This is a genomic window from Synechococcus sp. PCC 7502 (assembly GCF_000317085.1).
Taxonomy (GTDB): Bacteria; Cyanobacteriota; Cyanobacteriia; order Pseudanabaenales; family Pseudanabaenaceae; genus PCC-7502.
Genome location: NC_019702.1, coordinates 647,160 through 663,437 on the forward strand (window position 1 = coordinate 647,160; position 16,278 = coordinate 663,437).

A 16,278-nucleotide genomic window follows, 5' to 3' on the forward strand; every position below is an offset into this window, starting at 1 on the left:
TTGCTATGTATTTGATGTAACTAGTTAATTTTACATACCTAAGCAAGGATTAAAACATGGAATTGATCGAGAATTTTAGATTTGCATTTCCTTTGGTACTGATGTCCATAGTCTGTGGGTGTTTGGTTCTTCCACTACCATCGATATTAATCCCATATCAAGGTCTCGGCGGCAAGCAGGTACTAGTTTTTGGACTTCACCTGCAAGATTTGTCGGGAGAAATGCCTTTCCTAAATAGCTGATCGCCTGCATTTTCTGCCCTAAAACTGATATTTCAATATTGTTTGTATCTGATAACTTCACAATCATTGGTTTAAATATTTCCAATATTCAGGTAAATAATTACCCTCTTACTATCTCGGAATTATTGGTTCTGTTCTGTGAGCGATCGCTAATGGTATTTGTAATTCCTATGTCAATAATCTGTGCGGAGAATCACACAGTAATCATAAAGTTAGAAATTATCCAAGAGTCATATTGGTCTCTATAAATTTCAGCGTTTGGTTGATCTGATGTTGATTATTTCAACGTTTTTAGGGTTTTTTCCAAGAAAAAGACGGAATTAAAGCTTTCCGTGGGACGACCGTAAATTATAGGGGTATAACCTAAAGCCCGCCGCACTTCTCGATTTTTAATACTGTGTAGAGAACGATTTTCGGTAATTGCCTTGGCTATGGCGATCGCCAATCCTTCACCTACAGATACATTAAATTCCACAATCCTCCCCGCCGCCGTTCCTAGTCCCCCAAATCCAGAGGTTGGACCTAAAACCGCTAAATTTTGACGCTCTTGGGGCAGAGTATGGCGAAATCCATAGTTAAATGTGGGCATATTTAATAGGTCTAAGTTTTTTACCCCTTCACTAGTTGCCCTTGCTCTTAATCCCTTAATCCCTCCGCGCACATCTAAGTGATAAGTAAATGTACCTAAAGCCTCATCGGCTGGTATGCCCCCCTCGGTCATCACCGTGGCAGATAGCTCCTCAATCGGATTAGCAATTTGGGCTGTAGTGCGGATATATAACTCTTTCATAATTTCCACCTTAGTAGCCCCAAGACTGAGATAAAATCGCTTGACTTTCTCAGCAAATGCCTGCATATAAGGCTCAGGTTTGGCACCACTATTACTCAATTTGAGGGCTGTTTCGGCAGTGGTATAAAACAACATAGCGTTGTAACTAAGTCGGTCATCTAAAACCGCAATATTGGCACGATCCAGAATTCCTTCTGGGTTTTGGATACTGAGATTATTTTGTCCATGAAAGGCTGTTGTAAATGCCAGCGATCGCACATCCGCAGAATCATTAGTACCTTGATAAAGAGTTCTGGGATTACCTTCACTGGTGAGTAGAGTCACTAAAATTGCTTTTTCCTGTTTGGGATTATTGCCACTAGCTACTTTTAACCATGTCTGTGCCTCTTGATCCCGTGTATCTAAGAAGCGACGAATTAGTTTTAATTCAATTCTGCGGAGTTGTTTAATAGTTAAGCCATAGGTTTCAAATGCTAATCCTATCCCTAAGCTACTATCGGGCAGTCCCAAAGCACCAAACCCCGTCAACATTTTTACACCCGCCATTTCTGCAAATTTACCGCCTTGACTCGCATCAATAAATTGTTGGGCTGTGTATTGTTGAATAGTATCCTTTGGAGGATCAGAGGAGACAGTGACCGTAAAACTACATACAGAGTTTCCCGCCGACAATACCGACTTCAGTTTTACGTTACCAATTACATCAATTTTGGCTTGGGCAAGAACCTGCTTAAACGCTGCTGCTGCTTTAAATCGATCAAGGGCAATGGTTTCTGTTTTAGTTATGTCTAAAAACTCTTGATATAGTCTGCTAGTGGGTGCGAATTTCCCCAACCTAGAGCGCATATCCCGAGGAATTTGATTACGATCCAGATATGCTAATCCCCCTCGGACTAAATGTCCACCAATGCCATGCTTAATATTTCCCTCAGTAATTAACCCAACTTTTGCAGATTGGTTACGTTGCTTTAGTTCCCGTTGTACTTGGATGGCAGTCATGACCCCGGGGACTTCATCACCAAATACGATTACGTCATAGCTCTTAGCCTTAGGATCAATGTTAGGACAAGTAATTGCGGCTAGGACTGGATTACCAGAAAACTGAGCGATCAGAACACTGAGAAGGAGGATATGTCTACGGATTTTCATATTGTGGCTTAATTCTGAGCGATCGCCCATTGTCGTAACGCTCTCCTTAAATCCGTAGGGACTCTAACTGTTACTTTAACCCATGACGAATAATCCACTGTAGGTATAGATAATAGATAAGTTATAGATAATATAGAAATATCGACTAAGCCAACGGGGAATCGGTGATTAACTCAAAGCAAGCTCCTATTAAGCTCTGCAACTTTAACATTAATTTCAATTGGAATTCAAGGGCTTACCTTTTTGATGGCTCTGCCAAAATGAGGCTTTGGGGTAAGTATCTTTGTCAAGATGTCTTAAAGTTTGTTTTTTATGACTGTCTCTTAGTAAGAACCGAAAAAGCTGCCTTTGCCTTTTGTAAAGATTCTAGCCATTCCGTTTCTGCCATACTATCAGCAACAATTCCTGCTCCCACTTGTCCCCACAGGCGATTATTGCACTTGAGTAAAGTCCGAATTAAGATATTCAAGTCCAAATTACCTCGACTATCTATGTAGCCACAGGAACCATAGAAAAGACTACGACGCACGGGTTCTAGACTCTCAATTATTTCCATACATCGTACTTTGGGACAGCCTGTAATTGTGCCACCGGGGAATACTGCCCGAATTAAATCAACATTATTAAAATTAGGACTAAGTGTGCCGATGACATTACTAACTAAGTGCATAACATGACTATAGTTTTCGATCGCTAGCAATTCATTAACCTGCACCGTACCCCAATTAGAAACTCTACCTAAATCATTACGTTCCAAATCTACCAGCATGATATGTTCTGCCTGCTCTTTGGTTGATGCCATTAGTTCTTGGGCATAGAGGCGATCCAATTCAGGGGTGACTCCACGGGGACGGGTACCAGCAATCGGTCGAGATTCAATGCGATCGCCTTGTAAACTCACTAATCTTTCAGGAGAAACACTAATTACTTCTCCCCAGGGGCTGCGCCAATAACTAGCAAAGGGGGAAGGATTAAGTTGGTGTAATTGCTTATATATATCCCAACCATCGGTAGTAGTATCAAAGAAAAATCGTAAAGATAAATTTGCCTGAAAAATATCACCTGCTTGGATGTGCTGCTGTGCCTGTTCTACCATCGCTATATAGTCGCTTTGATCCGTACAGAACTGAATAGATGATTGAATAGATGAGGCTGTAGAAACCAGATTTTTATTAGATATTTGATAATTAGATAGGCGATCGCCCATTGCCTCTAAATCACCTTTAGAATCTGCCCCTAGCCACACCGCATTAGTTAAATGATCGATTACGGCAAAATTACCAGGTTGGTACCAAAAAGCCACAGGAAACGGTAGAGTATCTGCTCTGAGATGAGGTAATTTCTCAATTTCCCATGCTAAGTCGTAGCCAAGCCAGCCTAAATAACCGCCGATAAAAGGTAAATCATCGGGATTACTTGAGTATGTACTCTCTGTTTGTATTTCCTGTTGTATTTTCTCTACGCAACTGAGAATTTTACCCAAGGGTGGAGTCCAGATGCTTTGTGGTTTTGCCCCTAGGATGGAATAGCGAGACGTTTTAGATAGAACCTGTGATGGGCTTTCTAGCAGGGTTGTAACTGATTCATGAGCAAATAATGCTTGCCATACGTCAGAACCAGTGAGCTTGGATATTTGCTTTTGCCAATAGATCAATGTATCAAGTACCTGCTTATTTAGTCCTCTAAAAAATGGAGAGCTTCGGTGCGCTCATGGGTAGGACTTTGCTTTCCTTTGTCCATAGCTTTATTTAAGTAATAACTTAAGTAATAGTCCTTGATCGCATTACTGACCTTATCTAGATCGGCATTTTCGTTGGGTAAAAGTTGTCGCCAAAGCTCTATAGGTATTGCTACCGCAGTTAGTTTGCCTTCACTATGAGTTAAATATTCCAAATCTGTAATCATAATTTTAATAGTTTATTTGACAGTTAAATTTGACAGTTTAAATTAGTGAGAAAATTCCTGAAAAAAAACGCATGGATTGATTAAATAAATTTTCAAAGCGATCGCTCCAAGTCGCAATAGGTTTCTGTGGTTGCCATTTTGCCAAGATTTCATAACCGAGGGGGGTTAGGCGAAAGCTATCCGTAATACCTTGACCATCGACTTCTCGCCGTAATACACCCACATCAATTAGCCACAGCAGGGAATTTTCTACGGTAATTAAATTAGCAAATTTGGTTAGGTAGCCATTTTTTAAGCCTTCTTCGGCAGCGATCGCTTTTAATGACACCCCTTGATTGGATAAATCACTTAATAGTTTTAGGGTAAATGGCGAAGACACTATAGCTTTTTCTGCCCTGACGATACTAGCTGGGGAATACTTCATTACAAATTGTTGGTTATTAATGCTAATTATCCCAGATTTTCTTGAATTTCTGAGAAGCAACTAATGCTAAACTCAAGTTCTATCCATCGGGAGAGGTGGCAGAGTGGTTGAATGCGGCAGTCTCGAAAACTGTTATGGTGAAAGCTATCGAGGGTTCAAATCCCTCCCTCTCCGTTTTTACTTTTTATTATTGCGCCTTGTAGCATCATCCTCATCATCATGATCTCCGATTTCGTCGCATCTTCCGAGCAAACTTCTCAACAACTGTCTCAACAACCGTCTCAACAAGAAGTACAAGAGCTTTTTAATCAAATTGCCCCCATGTATGACCGCCTCAATGACTGGTTGAGTTTAGGGCAGCATCGAGTTTGGAAGAAAATGGCGATCGCTTGGACAAATCCCAAAGCAGGAGATACATACCTAGACCTTTGTTGTGGTAGTGGGGATGTGGCAATGATGTTGGCACGCAAAATAGCCAATAAAAATCACACTGGACAGGTATTTGGGGTGGACTTTTCCGAATCTCAACTAGCGATCGCCTGCCACCGTACCCAATCTTTACCCCATCTGCAACCCTACTTAACTTGGCAACAGGGAGATGCTTTACATTTAGAATTTCCAGATCAGACCTTTGATGGTGCTACCCTATCCTATGGCTTACGCAATGTCCTTGATATTCCCAAATGTTTAGCTGAATTATATCGAGTTCTTAAGCCTAAGGCTGTTGTGGCAATTTTAGATTTTCACCGTCCGTCCAATCCCCAAACACAGCAATTTCAACAATTTTATTTAAATAATTTGGTGGTTCCCATTGCTAAACTATGGAATCTGGAACAGGAATACGCCTATTTAATGCCGAGTTTGCAAAGATTTCCCATCGGTTCAGATCAGGTAAAACTAGCGATCGCATCTGGCTTCTCAAAAGCAACTCACTATCCAATTCTGGCGGGACTAATGGGAATTTTAGTTTTAACCAAATAATTCTATGGGTCTGGGGTTAGGGTGGTTTATGGTAAATTTTGATAGCCCTAACTTTTAATTTTTATCTATGTCCACCCATGCAGAGCCTCCAATTCGCTTCGGTACCGATGGTTGGCGAGGTTTGATTGCCGATGAATTTACCTTTAAAAGATTAGGAACCGTTGCACCCTTAGCAGCACAGGCTTTGGCAGATAGCTTTGGCAATTATTTTCACTCCAATCATCCCAGTAAGACCATTATCATAGGTTACGATCGCCGCTTTTTATCCCCAGAATTTGCTCAATATATTGCTAAAAAAGTTGCTGCGGTTGGCTTTGATGTGCAGTTATCTCAAGGATTTGCCCCCACTCCCGCTTTTAGTTGGGCAGCTTTCAGTCAAAAGGCTTTAGGTGCTTTGGTAATTACTGCTAGCCATAATCCCGCAGGTTACAGTGGCTTAAAGATTAAAGGAGCCTTCGGTGGTTCCGTATCCCCAGATTTAACGAAACAAGTCGAGCGGAAATTAGATGCTGGTTTAACTCTGCCCCAAGTTAATACAGGTAAAATCACAGTTTTTGATCCTTGGGAAAGCTATTGTCAGGTGCTGCGATCGCTTGTGGATATTCAGGCAATTCAAAATTTAATTTCATCAGGGGAATTAACGGTTTTTGCTGACCCAATGTATGGAGCGGCGGCAGGTGGTTTAGCCAAAATTTTAGAACTACCTATTCGCGAAATTAATAGCAAATCCGATCCGACATTTGGTGGCTCTGCCCCTGAGCCTTTACCCCGTTACCTTTCAGCTCTATTTCGTAAGGTGAGAAGTTTTCATTTTGCTAATCCTGATCAATCTTCTCCTAAGTTATCCGTAGGCTTCGTGTTTGATGGGGATGGCGATCGCATTGCGGCGGTGGATAGTACAGGTAATTTCTTAAGTTCGCAAATTCTGATTCCGATCTTGATCGATCACTTAGCAAAGCGTAGGGGATTTACGGGCGAAGTGATTAAAACCATTAGTGGATTGAATCTGATCCCTAAAGTCGCAGCCCTCCATAATCTCCCAGTTTTTGAAACTCCCATTGGCTATAAATATATTGCCGAAAGAATGTTATCAGGGATTGCTAAACCCTTACTCGGTGGCGAAGAATCTGGGGGGATTGGTTACGGTACTCATATTCCAGAACGGGATGCTTTACTTTCAGCTTTGTATTTACTAGAAGCGATCGCTATCTCCAAGCAAGACCTGAGTACCATATATGACAACCTGCAAACCCAAACAGGATATAAATCTTACTATGATCGCATTGATAAACATTTAGCCAGTAGCGAAGATAGTAAAAAAGTTCTGCAAATTCTCCAAACTGAACCATTCATAGAAATTAATGGGAGAAAAGTTATCAGCATCAATACTGTAGATGGATTTAAATTTGAGCTAGAAGATGCCAGTTGGCTTTTAATTCGTTTTAGTGGAACGGAACCAGTTTTGCGGCTTTATTGTGAAGCAGCTACTCCAGAATTGGTTAAACAAACCCTAGGGTGGATTAGCGATTGGGTGAAAGTAGTGGTATAGATTTGCGGTTTAACTACATTTACCTTTGAAGCTTTAATTTAGGTTCTTAATTTTCTGTAATATGCTAGTCTTGGCATATTTGTAATGTGAGTAGTTTATTTTTGAAGCCTGTTGAGTGGATTGGAAGTTCCCTAGATGATTTAAAAGATTTCCCAGACGAGGTTCAGCAAGTGGTTGGTTATGCTCTGTATATCGCGCAATGTGGAGATAAACATCCTGCTGCTAAGCCACTTAAAGGTTTTAAAGGTGCTGGTGTTGTAGAAATGGTAGAAGATTTGATGGAGATACTTATCGGGCAGTTTATACGATCAAATTTACTGATGTTGTTTATGTTTTGCATTCCTTTCAGAAGAAATCGAAACAGGGTATTGCCACTCCAAAGCAAGATATGGATTTGATTGAAGTAAGGCTAAAACGAGCTAAAGAACATTACTCTGAGCATTACAACAAGAAATAAAGAAAGGTGCAAAATGACAGAAGAAATTAAGGTACAAAAAAGTAGTGGTAATGTGTTTGCTGATTTGGGATTAGAGAATTCTGATGAGTTGCTGGTCAAAGCAGAACTTGCTTATAAAATCAGTAGTATCATTACTAAGTTAGGAATAACTCAAGTTGAAGCGGCTAAACTATTGGGAATTGATCAGCCTAAGATGTCAGCTCTAATCAATGGCAAGTTATCAGGCTTTTCGACTGTAAGGTTGTTTAGATTTTTAAATTCTCTAGGTCGTGATGTGGAAATTGTAGTGAAAGATAAGTCTAAATCACGTTCTCAGGCTCGTACTCTGGTTGTCGATAAGTAAAGTGATCGCTATATCAGGCGATCGTTTAACTACATCTACTTTTAAAGCTAACAAATTGTTTGAATATTATAGGTATAATTCCCAGTATTGCTTAGCTTGGTTATTGTCATGCGTAAACAAATTACTGAATATACATCACCTCTGGATGCTTTAGTAGCTTTGACTAAGCAGTTATACAGTTATGAGATTAAATATCAAACTGATTCTGCCGACTTTTTTTTACAATATCAACAGGGGAAAACAAGCGATGATGAAGACGCATTTGATTGGGCAAGTAATTACCGTCATTATCTAGCTTTACGCCAAGAATTAGAGATTAAGTTAAGAAATGTCGCGTAATAGTTTTAGGGATTATTTCGATCAAATAGATCAAGTTTTGGAAGCTTATCCTAATGTCTATGTAGAGAATTACAATGCCACAATTTTATCTAGTGAGCGAGCTAACCTGAAACTTCGATTGCGTTTTTATTTCAAATATTTGCTTTCTATCAGTGAGGCTTTAGTTGTTGTAGATAATCAAATTACGGCGATTGATTATCGCTATCATTTCCAAGATGGACAGAACAATTTGATTTTTCGCTATGACAATACGCCCCATTTCCCTAGTTTGTCGAGTTTCCCTCACCACAAGCATTTGGCAGATCGAGTAATTTCTTGTAATCAGCCAAGTATTGCGACGGTCATTCAAGATGCGATCGCTTTTCTTAAGGAAGTTGAAAGTAATGATACAAATTAGCGATCGCTATATCAGGCGATTATTTAACCACATCTGCTTTTAAAGCTACCAAATTGTCTGAATATTGGATAAGTTACTGATTTTATGGTCTTTGGTAACTAGAGGCAGATTAAGATATAGAGAAGTTGCGGCAATAATGCGATCGCCCATTTCTGGGACAATTTCACGTGGGATTTGAGTAAAAGCTTTGGCTACTGGCGTATCTAGTGGAACTACAAATAAGTTCACAAGTGGATCGTCTATTAGTTGTAAAAGCTGCTCTAGCGAAATTGAGGGAATTCGATTTTTCTCAACTAAATAATTCATTTCCACAAGAGAAATTGCAGATATAAAAATTGATTCGCTATTGTTCAAAGCATTATCAAGAGCATTCACTGCATTTATTGACAATTTCTCTGGACTTCGCAGATACCAAATAATTGTGTGGGTGTCAGCAACAACAGCGCTCATAGTTCAATATCCTTAGGGAAATTTGCCCACATTTCTTTTCTATTTGTGGAGAGTTCTTCTTCTGTGAGGTTAATATCTGCATTTGCCCATAAGCCTTTGATGCTTTTGCTTGGGGATTTAGAGGCTGTTTTGGCTTGCAAAAATTCGGCAAATTCTAATAGTGCTTGCTGTTTTTCGGTTGGTAAGGTTTTGATGACTGCGATTAACGTTTCTTCGATTTTAGGTAGTGTTTGCATGGTTTTGATTCCGTTTAATTGTTAGATGATTAGAAAACTAATTTTCTTCATTCTTTTCTCTTAACCCGTTTTTTCTTCTCGACTTTGAGCAATGGCGCATTTAGGGCTTCATAGAGACTGAATAAATATTCAATGCGGTTTAGTTCACTAACGAAGGGTTGGGGACGATAACAAAGGTCTACGGCTTTGTCTAGGGCTTGATGTGCCTTTACCAAGTCGGGCGGCATAGTAAGAGGATCGTAAAGATCGGCGAGGCTGCTATCGGGATATTTTGCTCTTATGTCTAATACTGCTTGTGCGGCAGTTTCTACTTTTTGCTTTTGTTTATCATTTGTAGTTTCAGGGAATGGATAGTTGTTGTAAACGATTGTATTGGAATAGCGAAAATCACTTTTTAGTCTTCCACAGACATACTTAACCCAAGTCATGTGCATTTCAGAAGTGAGAACACCAAAAATATACAGATCACCATTTGGAATAGTAATACAGGTATCACTAGCGATCGCTTTGCTATCAAAAAATCCCATTGGAATATATTTTCGATTTTCTGATGAAACCCTTGGTACGAGTACATAGTTACTATTAGGCTGTCTATTTTCGGTGAATACTGTAGGAAAATCTGCCCACTTTACTGTCGCTTGCTTGGTACTCGATAGGCGCATTTGACGAACCTTGTTTACTCGCTCCATCAGTAATGGTAATTTCTTTAACTCATTTGGTTGAATATCTGTAAGCCAAAAGCACCAGCGAGTTTTTCCATTTAGAAATTCATCTGCTGAAATAAAAGGTCGAATAAATTTTGTACCAGATTGCTCTTGATAAGTATATTGATTTTTATCTTCATCAGTTAGCAAGAGATTACCACCATCAGTAGGTTGGCTACCTTTGAGCATTTCAGGCACATTACAAATCGGCTTACCTCTTTTTAAAATGATTAAATCATTTCCTTCAGTTAAGTATGGATTAATATTTTTCGCTTTTCTCTCTGTTGGTTCGCCTTTAATATCTACATACTCAAAAAGCCTCTTGTTATCAACATTCTGTAACCCAAAGCCAATGATTACACAATGCACAGCCGCATTACCTTTTGCCTCATTACTCCATCTAAAAGTACGATGAGCAAAATGAATCTTAATTTTGTATTGGTTGTAAAGTTCTTGCCAGAGAATCCCGACTTGCTCACCTTGAGAAATTGAACTTGTACTAACAAAAGCACAACGAATATCTGTATCTTGAATTAGCTGAGCAGTCTTGATATACCAAGGCGTTACATAGTCCAATACACCCGCACCATTTACCCCAGCAAAGATCACCTCCATATCTGCTTTCTGAGCAGCATTTTGTAAATGTTTTCCGACAAATGGAGGATTACCTAAAATGAAATTTAACTTCTCTTTTGAAACAACAGACTCCCAATCAATCCGCAACGAATTACCATGCACAATTTTCGCCGCCTTCTTCAAAGGCAACCGCACAAAATACTGCCCAAACTCATTACTCACCTTCACATTCATCTGATGGTCGATTAACCACATCGCCACCTCAGCAACCCGCACCGCAAACTCATCATACTCAATCCCCGCAAACTGATCCACATCTACTTGAATAATTGAGCTAACATCCGTCACCAACTGTCCACTCTTATTCAACTCCAACAAAATCAAAATCTCTAAATCGCGCAACTCTCGATAAGTAATAATCAAAAAATTACCGCAACCACAAGCAGGATCGAGAAAATGCAAATTTGCAATCTTGTTATGTAACTCCTCTAATTTGCCTTTACTACCCTTAGCCTTCTCAAACTCCGCATAAAGATCATCCAGAAAAAGCGGTCTAATCAACTTTTGGATATTCTTCTCAGAAGTGTAATGTGCTCCCAAATTTCGCCGTTCTGTCTGATTCATCACCGCCTGAAACATCGACCCAAAAATTGCAGGGGAAATCTTACCCCAATCAAATCCACAAGCCTCAAGCAACATCTCGCGCATCGGCTTATCAAACGCCGCAGGTTGCAATGGCTCCTCAAATAACTTCCCATTCACATAGGGAAACTGCGCCAAATTCTCATCTAAATTCTTTAAGCGACGTTCATTTGGCGTATTCAAAACATGAAAAATCGAAGCAATATGCATTGCCAAATCACTGCCATCTTCCTTCGTATGCAGATCGATATATTCCCAGAAAATCCCCTTATTAAAAATCCCCGTATCATCAGCAAACATACAAAACAACAGCCGCACCAGATACACCTCTAAGTCATGCCCCGTGTAGCCAATCTCCTTAAGGCGATCGTGCAGCTTGCCCATCAACTCTGCCGCCGCAATATTGACAGGATCTTCATCCTTATAAACCCGTTTCTCATATCCCGCAATGAAGCCGAACAGATGCACATGACTAACAAAGTCCTGTAACTCAAACTCTGTAGTAGTGTCACTCTCTAAATCGTAAAGTCTGAATTTCTGAAAATCCGACACCAAAATATATTTCGGTAACTCATGCTCCTTCAATCCCGAAAAATAGTCTTTTGCCTGTTGAAATGCTTTATCTAAGCTCTTACCCCGTGATTTATGCTCAACTAAAATCACCCCTTTCCAGAGCAGATCGATAAATCCCTGCTTTTTGTCTAATTTCTTTACTGAATGCTCAAAGGTTGCCACCCGCCGCCGAGAGATACCAAACACATTAAAAAAGTCATCCCAAAAAGATTTTGCCTCGGCATCTTCTGAAGATTCATCCTCCCACTTCTTAGAAAAGGCGATCGCTCTTTGCTTAATCTCATTCCAACTTAGCGGCATATCTGGAAATCTTGAATTAAAATCTTAGCTAATCTTTATACTAACATTCACTTTCTAGGACATTTATAACGAACTTACACCCACCTCTAATCAACAAACAAGAACTTGAAAAATCTCTGCTTATAGCCTAAATATTAGCTAACTAAAGAACTGCTTGCTCACAGTCCGCTTTAATCTGGGCTTTTAGCTGATCTAAATTCGCAAACTTCCGTTCTGGACGCAGGAATTTTATGATCTCTACATTGATTTCACTGCCATATAAGTCTCCCTGCCAATTAAAGATATGTATCTCGATCGCCCGTTGATTTGGATTTTCTGAATTAGCGATCGTAGGTCGAATACCAATATTCATAACTCCATTCACTTCATTTATAGTCGGAGCAATTAAATCACCTGTTAAATTATTAGTTACTCGTACCGCATAAACTCCATCTCTCGGCAGAAATTTTTGGGGATGGGTTTGAATATTTGCCGTTGGGAATCCAATAGTTCTTCCCAGTTTTTGCCCAGTAATTACGGTTCCAGTCAGGATATAGTTACGTCCTAGCAGATAACTAGCACGACTGACATCACCCATTGCTAATGCCTCACGAATGGTTGAACTACTAATACGAACACCATTAAACATTACCTGCTCAGAAATAATATCTAGGCGATCTCCCCAAATTTCCGCCAAATCTGCCACTGAACCCGCACGCTGATAGCCAAACCTAAAATTAAAGCCCACACTTACTTCCTGGGCATGAAGTTGATTAATTAAAATTTGGTCTATAAATTCCTTAGGGCTGAGTTGCGCCAATTTTGCTGTAAAAGGTAATAATACTAGCTGTTTAATCCCTAGTTTTTCCAGATATGCGGCTTTTTCGGGTAATGGGGTTAATAAAAGGCGGGGAATTTTACTAAAAAACTCTTGAGGATGGGGATCAAAGGTAACAACCGTAGGTACTAGACTGGGATTCGCTAAAACAGGGGCAATTACCCGTTGATGTCCTCGGTGCAAGCCGTCAAAATTACCCAAAGCGATCGCTGTAGGTACAGTAATTTGTTGAATATCAGAAATTAGTAACACCATTTTCTAGTGTTTTCTTGCTGTCCTTGTCACGTCAGTTTGCAGATTATTGCGCTTATTAGCTTTATTTTAAATTTATTTTTATTAATGTAGCTAGACTAAATCTAGTATTGATAACTAAATTTCAAATCTAACTAATTCCTAAAACTAATATCAAATGTCTAATTTAATTTCTGATCAAATTACAGTCAATGTCAAACTATTTGCAGCTTTTCAAGAAGTAATTTCTCAGCCAGAAATCTACCTAGACATACCACAGCATAGTCCAGTGTCTCTAGTTTATGAAAAATTAGCTACCGCCCATCCTGTGCTTGAGCAGTGGAGAGCAGTAACAAGGTATGCTATTAACCTTAACTTTGTTGACGAAACCACATTGCTCCATGATGGGGACGAAGTAGCTCTAATCCCCCCCGTGAGTGGAGGTTAGGGGCAAAATTAAGCTTCTTGATTTAAGAATGGGAGTAAGGCGATCGCCCGTGCTTGTTTGATTGCTTTGGTTAAATCTCGTTGTTGTTGAGCAGTTAAACCTGTGATGCGTCGAGGTAAAATTTTTCCTCTTTCGGTAATAAACTTACGCAGCAAATCTACATCCTTGTAGTCAATGAGGGCTGTAGGTTTAATTGGAGAGAGTCTTTTACGAAAAAAAGCCATGATAATTACTTGATTTCCTTATGTACAGTATGTTTATTGCAGTGAGTACAGAACTTTTTAAGCTCTATTCTTCCTGTGTCGTTACGACGATTTTTGGTGGTGGTGTAGCGAGAAACGCCGGGCGATCGCTTGTCAATATTGGTGCGACACTCGGTGCATTCTAAGGTGATGATAATACGAACGCCTTTAGCCATTGTTTTAGCCTAAATTTTTGATCTTAATTATTTGAAAGCACGGTCTAACACTCTATCACGGTTCAATTAAATCTGCAATTGTGATTATAGGTTTTTAGCAGATGTAATAATATTTTGCCAATTCTGAAGCCAGATTAGTAACTGTTGAGTATTAATTTTTGTCTTCGGTGGATTGAGTAAACTTTCGATTTCCGCAGGTGATCCTCCCGTTTGTTGCACCCAAGCTTTGACCAAAGCCTCTTGATCCTCTTGCGGAGAGATACCAAGTTTTTGTCTCAGTTTTTTCTGCTCTGCCTTAGCGATCGCCTGCCACACAAATTCATGTCTTTGTGCTTTTTGCAGAATTGATGAAAGAGCCTCTATATATGCCTGACTATTATTTATAGATACTGACTCTGGAGCGATTGGTGCGCCAAATCGACGATTATTAGCGATGATAAATATTACTAAAACTACAAATGCCTGAACTATGCCCACAAATAGAGGTGTTGATATTAAGTAGTCAATCCAACTTTTTACCCCTTCCAAATTTTCATCGGCATTTTGATCTTTATAGCCATGAATATACTCATCCACATAAATTGGAATATCACTTGAGTTATCTAAGTTAGATAATAAACTGGCTAAAAACTTAAAGTTTCCCTCTTCATTTTGATAGGCATTGGCAGCGAGGTAAGGAGTAACAGAAGCAATAAATGTACCTTGGCTTTCCTTTTTCCACACTATGATCCCAAATTCATCATCTAATAGGTTTGTCTGTGGGAGAATGCCGTCTGCTTGTGCTAGGGACTTAATATTACCTAAAGCCAACTTTTCATCTGGTCGATTTTCCTTTGGTTGAGGCAAGCGAGAATCACCTCTACGGCGGGTTGTTTCGATTTTGACATTACCAACTTTACTGGAAATTAATTCACTAAAAGGAGCCTGCGTGGTTTTAGCACTTACCCCCAAAATTACTAAGTTATTACCTTTGTTTAGCCACTCTAACTCGGCATAGCTAACACTTTCTATTTCTGGCTTAATGCGGATTAAGGTTATAGGAGAGTTGCGCTTAAGTTTTTGTAAAGGTTTTTGCCATCGCTCAATTTTTATGCCTTGGGCTGTCATAAACTCATACCAAGCTCCATAGCCACTGGGGGAACGATTATAGGTAGAACCCGCTAAAACTTGACTACGGTTAGGAGGGACAATCACAGTTAGTAAAATTACTACGGCGATCGCTATTACAGCTACCCATTTTTTGCGAAACTTCTTAAGCATACTAGGTATTAGGTATCTAGGTATCAGGAGAATTAAGGGGCATTAACCTGTTGGCTGATCCGTTCATAGGCGGATTGGCAATGATTAAAAACTTCACTGGAAATGGGTCGATCGCTAAAGCACAGTTGCTCATGGGTTGATAGTAAAACTTGATAGTGATCGGAACTTGCTAAGTTTGCGACTAAATTCCGATATTCGCCATCGGTTAAACTATATTGTTGGGGAATAATTTGGCGATCGCTTAATAACTGCAGCATTCCCATATATAAAGCTCGGCACGCTTCAGCATAGTTACCTTCTAGTTGATATTTTCGGGCTTGTTTTAACCACTGATCTACAGAATAGATAGGTATGATCTGAGGCTGAGGATTAACCATACCCCAGTTCAAGATTTGATGAGAAGAGGTAAGCCAATAGTTGCGTATTAACCGAAATAGTATTAACCCTAGCCAAGCGACAGCCAAACTTAAAATAATCCAAGCCACCCAAACTAAAACATCGTATAGCCAGTCTGGAAAGCCAATGCCTATATCCACAGCTTTTTTTAAAGCTATCGCTAGGTTGAACTCAATCCACTCTTGGACACGTTGTTGTAATTGCTGAACTTGCCAGCCCAAACTAGAGGTTTCAAAATCCTTACTAGCCATGCCATTCAGTGATTAACCTAGAGCCGAATTTAGCTGTAACTTTATCAACACCAAACTGCCACAACTGTCGCAATAGGTTGCCCATCGTTTCAGGATCAGCGATCGCCCAGATATTAATTGCTAAACAGACTATGCCTAAGCTTAATAAAATAAAAGTTGGAGCCATGACCACACCCACGACAAACCATGTAAAGACATGCAGAATCATGGTTAAAGCATAAATTACAGATGCAAGAATAATCGGGGATAACCTAGGCGATCGCCTGCCCACAAAGATAAGAGTTTGAAGTGTAGCGATCGCATTTGCTGGCACTAAAAAAGCACAGATCGATAGACAATGGCATCTGGAAAATTCAAACAAAAAACTAAAATCAAGCATTAACTTCTATGAATTCTATTT

General features: G+C 39.7%; 21 protein-coding genes and 1 tRNA gene. 8 read left to right on the forward strand and 14 right to left on the reverse strand.

Annotated elements, in window-relative coordinates:
* Positions 1-75: 75 nt before the first annotated feature.
* The 5 genes from SYN7502_RS03135 to SYN7502_RS03155 all read right to left on the reverse strand — a co-directional run bounded on the left by SYN7502_RS03135 (position 76) and on the right by SYN7502_RS03155 (position 4,510).
* On the reverse strand, positions 76-309 hold the full coding sequence (locus SYN7502_RS03135; RefSeq protein ID WP_015167440.1) for a hypothetical protein: 234 nt from the start codon (positions 307-309) through the stop codon (positions 76-78).
* A 210-nt stretch (positions 310-519) separates the two neighbouring features.
* A complete protein-coding gene (locus SYN7502_RS03140; RefSeq protein ID WP_041429818.1) occupies positions 520-2,181 on the reverse strand; it encodes an FAD-dependent oxidoreductase in 1,662 nt (553 codons plus the stop codon).
* 310 nt (positions 2,182-2,491) lie between these two features.
* The gene (locus SYN7502_RS03145) at positions 2,492-3,835 is read right to left on the reverse strand and encodes an anthranilate synthase component I (protein ID WP_015167442.1); all 1,344 of its coding nucleotides are present in this window, start codon (positions 3,833-3,835) and stop codon (positions 2,492-2,494) included.
* 20 nt (positions 3,836-3,855) lie between these two features.
* A complete protein-coding gene (locus SYN7502_RS03150; protein WP_015167443.1) occupies positions 3,856-4,086 on the reverse strand; it encodes a hypothetical protein in 231 nt (76 codons plus the stop codon).
* Positions 4,087-4,123: 37 nt separating this feature from the next.
* Positions 4,124-4,510 carry an Npun_F0494 family protein gene (locus SYN7502_RS03155; protein ID WP_015167444.1) on the reverse strand — a complete coding sequence of 129 codons (387 nt, stop codon included), beginning with the start codon at positions 4,508-4,510 and terminating at the stop codon, positions 4,124-4,126.
* 89 nt (positions 4,511-4,599) lie between these two features.
* On the opposite strand from SYN7502_RS03155, the gene SYN7502_RS03160 reads away from it, so the two are divergent.
* From SYN7502_RS03160 to tumE, 7 genes are all read left to right on the forward strand, one after another.
* A tRNA-Ser gene (locus SYN7502_RS03160) sits at positions 4,600-4,684 on the forward strand.
* Positions 4,685-4,729: 45 nt separating this feature from the next.
* Positions 4,730-5,491: a bifunctional demethylmenaquinone methyltransferase/2-methoxy-6-polyprenyl-1,4-benzoquinol methylase UbiE gene (gene ubiE, locus SYN7502_RS03165; RefSeq protein WP_015167445.1), complete on the forward strand. Its 762-nt coding sequence runs from the start codon at positions 4,730-4,732 to the stop codon at positions 5,489-5,491.
* A gap of 67 nt (positions 5,492-5,558) precedes the next feature.
* The gene (locus SYN7502_RS03170; RefSeq protein ID WP_015167446.1) at positions 5,559-7,040 is read left to right on the forward strand and encodes a phosphoglucomutase/phosphomannomutase family protein; all 1,482 of its coding nucleotides are present in this window, start codon (positions 5,559-5,561) and stop codon (positions 7,038-7,040) included.
* Positions 7,041-7,374: 334 nt separating this feature from the next.
* Entirely contained in the window at positions 7,375-7,497 is a 123-nt protein-coding gene (locus SYN7502_RS20855) for a hypothetical protein (protein WP_246828960.1), read from the forward strand.
* A 13-nt stretch (positions 7,498-7,510) separates the two neighbouring features.
* Positions 7,511-7,840 (forward strand): helix-turn-helix domain-containing protein, encoded by a 330-nt coding sequence (locus tag SYN7502_RS03180; protein WP_015167448.1) that lies wholly within the window; start codon positions 7,511-7,513, stop codon positions 7,838-7,840.
* A gap of 108 nt (positions 7,841-7,948) precedes the next feature.
* Positions 7,949-8,179 (forward strand): antitoxin TumA, encoded by a 231-nt coding sequence (tumA, locus tag SYN7502_RS03185; protein WP_015167449.1) that lies wholly within the window; start codon positions 7,949-7,951, stop codon positions 8,177-8,179.
* On the forward strand, positions 8,169-8,576 hold the full coding sequence (tumE, locus tag SYN7502_RS03190; RefSeq protein WP_015167450.1) for a toxin TumE: 408 nt from the start codon (positions 8,169-8,171) through the stop codon (positions 8,574-8,576). The genes tumA and tumE overlap by 11 nt, the downstream gene beginning before the upstream one ends.
* 45 nt (positions 8,577-8,621) lie before the next feature.
* On the opposite strand, the gene SYN7502_RS03195 is transcribed toward tumE, so the two are convergent.
* From SYN7502_RS03195 to SYN7502_RS03210, 4 genes are all read right to left on the reverse strand, one after another.
* Positions 8,622-9,026 (reverse strand): type II toxin-antitoxin system VapC family toxin, encoded by a 405-nt coding sequence (locus tag SYN7502_RS03195; protein WP_015167451.1) that lies wholly within the window; start codon positions 9,024-9,026, stop codon positions 8,622-8,624.
* Complete coding sequence (locus SYN7502_RS03200) at positions 9,023-9,262, reverse strand: DUF2281 domain-containing protein (protein ID WP_015167452.1); 240 nt, start codon at positions 9,260-9,262, stop codon at positions 9,023-9,025. Before SYN7502_RS03200 ends, SYN7502_RS03195 begins: the two co-directional genes overlap by 4 nt.
* 47 nt (positions 9,263-9,309) lie before the next feature.
* Positions 9,310-12,057: a DNA methyltransferase gene (locus tag SYN7502_RS03205; protein WP_015167453.1), complete on the reverse strand. Its 2,748-nt coding sequence runs from the start codon at positions 12,055-12,057 to the stop codon at positions 9,310-9,312.
* Between the two features lie 142 nt (positions 12,058-12,199).
* Positions 12,200-13,129 (reverse strand): bifunctional riboflavin kinase/FAD synthetase, encoded by a 930-nt coding sequence (locus SYN7502_RS03210; RefSeq protein WP_015167454.1) that lies wholly within the window; start codon positions 13,127-13,129, stop codon positions 12,200-12,202.
* A gap of 154 nt (positions 13,130-13,283) precedes the next feature.
* On the opposite strand from SYN7502_RS03210, the gene SYN7502_RS03215 reads away from it, so the two are divergent.
* The gene (locus SYN7502_RS03215; RefSeq protein WP_015167455.1) at positions 13,284-13,553 is read left to right on the forward strand and encodes a MoaD/ThiS family protein; all 270 of its coding nucleotides are present in this window, start codon (positions 13,284-13,286) and stop codon (positions 13,551-13,553) included.
* 8 nt (positions 13,554-13,561) lie between these two features.
* On the opposite strand, the gene rpsR is transcribed toward SYN7502_RS03215, so the two are convergent.
* The 5 genes from rpsR to SYN7502_RS03235 all read right to left on the reverse strand — a co-directional run bounded on the left by rpsR (position 13,562) and on the right by SYN7502_RS03235 (position 16,257).
* Positions 13,562-13,777 carry a 30S ribosomal protein S18 gene (gene rpsR / locus SYN7502_RS03220; RefSeq protein WP_015167456.1) on the reverse strand — a complete coding sequence of 72 codons (216 nt, stop codon included), beginning with the start codon at positions 13,775-13,777 and terminating at the stop codon, positions 13,562-13,564.
* 5 nt (positions 13,778-13,782) lie between these two features.
* Complete coding sequence (gene rpmG / locus SYN7502_RS18690) at positions 13,783-13,971, reverse strand: 50S ribosomal protein L33 (protein ID WP_015167457.1); 189 nt, start codon at positions 13,969-13,971, stop codon at positions 13,783-13,785.
* Positions 13,972-14,055: 84 nt separating this feature from the next.
* The gene (locus SYN7502_RS03225) at positions 14,056-15,231 is read right to left on the reverse strand and encodes a DUF4350 domain-containing protein (RefSeq protein WP_015167458.1); all 1,176 of its coding nucleotides are present in this window, start codon (positions 15,229-15,231) and stop codon (positions 14,056-14,058) included.
* 32 nt (positions 15,232-15,263) lie between these two features.
* Complete coding sequence (locus tag SYN7502_RS03230; protein WP_015167459.1) at positions 15,264-15,878, reverse strand: DUF4129 domain-containing protein; 615 nt, start codon at positions 15,876-15,878, stop codon at positions 15,264-15,266.
* Positions 15,871-16,257: a hypothetical protein gene (locus SYN7502_RS03235; protein ID WP_015167460.1), complete on the reverse strand. Its 387-nt coding sequence runs from the start codon at positions 16,255-16,257 to the stop codon at positions 15,871-15,873. The genes SYN7502_RS03230 and SYN7502_RS03235 overlap by 8 nt, the downstream gene beginning before the upstream one ends.
* Positions 16,258-16,278: the final 21 nt, after the last annotated feature.

What these genes read in the sequence shown, in the direction of transcription:
- SYN7502_RS03135 (WP_015167440.1), bottom strand. Translation starts at nt 309, where the DNA reads ATGATTGTGAAGTTATCAGATACAAACAATATTGAAATATCAGTTTTA.
- SYN7502_RS03140 (WP_041429818.1), bottom strand. Translation starts at nt 2,181, where the DNA reads ATGAAAATCCGTAGACATATCCTCCTTCTCAGTGTTCTGATCGCTCAG.
- SYN7502_RS03150 (WP_015167443.1), bottom strand. Translation starts at nt 4,086, where the DNA reads ATGATTACAGATTTGGAATATTTAACTCATAGTGAAGGCAAACTAACT.
- SYN7502_RS03155 (WP_015167444.1), bottom strand. Translation starts at nt 4,510, where the DNA reads ATGAAGTATTCCCCAGCTAGTATCGTCAGGGCAGAAAAAGCTATAGTG.
- ubiE (WP_015167445.1), top strand. Translation starts at nt 4,730, where the DNA reads ATGATCTCCGATTTCGTCGCATCTTCCGAGCAAACTTCTCAACAACTG.
- SYN7502_RS03170 (WP_015167446.1), top strand. Translation starts at nt 5,559, where the DNA reads ATGTCCACCCATGCAGAGCCTCCAATTCGCTTCGGTACCGATGGTTGG.
- SYN7502_RS03180 (WP_015167448.1), top strand. Translation starts at nt 7,511, where the DNA reads ATGACAGAAGAAATTAAGGTACAAAAAAGTAGTGGTAATGTGTTTGCT.
- tumA (WP_015167449.1), top strand. Translation starts at nt 7,949, where the DNA reads ATGCGTAAACAAATTACTGAATATACATCACCTCTGGATGCTTTAGTA.
- tumE (WP_015167450.1), top strand. Translation starts at nt 8,169, where the DNA reads ATGTCGCGTAATAGTTTTAGGGATTATTTCGATCAAATAGATCAAGTT.
- SYN7502_RS03195 (WP_015167451.1), bottom strand. Translation starts at nt 9,026, where the DNA reads ATGAGCGCTGTTGTTGCTGACACCCACACAATTATTTGGTATCTGCGA.
- SYN7502_RS03200 (WP_015167452.1), bottom strand. Translation starts at nt 9,262, where the DNA reads ATGCAAACACTACCTAAAATCGAAGAAACGTTAATCGCAGTCATCAAA.
- SYN7502_RS03205 (WP_015167453.1), bottom strand. Translation starts at nt 12,057, where the DNA reads ATGCCGCTAAGTTGGAATGAGATTAAGCAAAGAGCGATCGCCTTTTCT.
- SYN7502_RS03210 (WP_015167454.1), bottom strand. Translation starts at nt 13,129, where the DNA reads ATGGTGTTACTAATTTCTGATATTCAACAAATTACTGTACCTACAGCG.
- SYN7502_RS03215 (WP_015167455.1), top strand. Translation starts at nt 13,284, where the DNA reads ATGTCTAATTTAATTTCTGATCAAATTACAGTCAATGTCAAACTATTT.
- rpsR (WP_015167456.1), bottom strand. Translation starts at nt 13,777, where the DNA reads ATGGCTTTTTTTCGTAAAAGACTCTCTCCAATTAAACCTACAGCCCTC.
- rpmG (WP_015167457.1), bottom strand. Translation starts at nt 13,971, where the DNA reads ATGGCTAAAGGCGTTCGTATTATCATCACCTTAGAATGCACCGAGTGT.
- SYN7502_RS03225 (WP_015167458.1), bottom strand. Translation starts at nt 15,231, where the DNA reads ATGCTTAAGAAGTTTCGCAAAAAATGGGTAGCTGTAATAGCGATCGCC.
- SYN7502_RS03230 (WP_015167459.1), bottom strand. Translation starts at nt 15,878, where the DNA reads ATGGCTAGTAAGGATTTTGAAACCTCTAGTTTGGGCTGGCAAGTTCAG.
- SYN7502_RS03235 (WP_015167460.1), bottom strand. Translation starts at nt 16,257, where the DNA reads ATGCTTGATTTTAGTTTTTTGTTTGAATTTTCCAGATGCCATTGTCTA.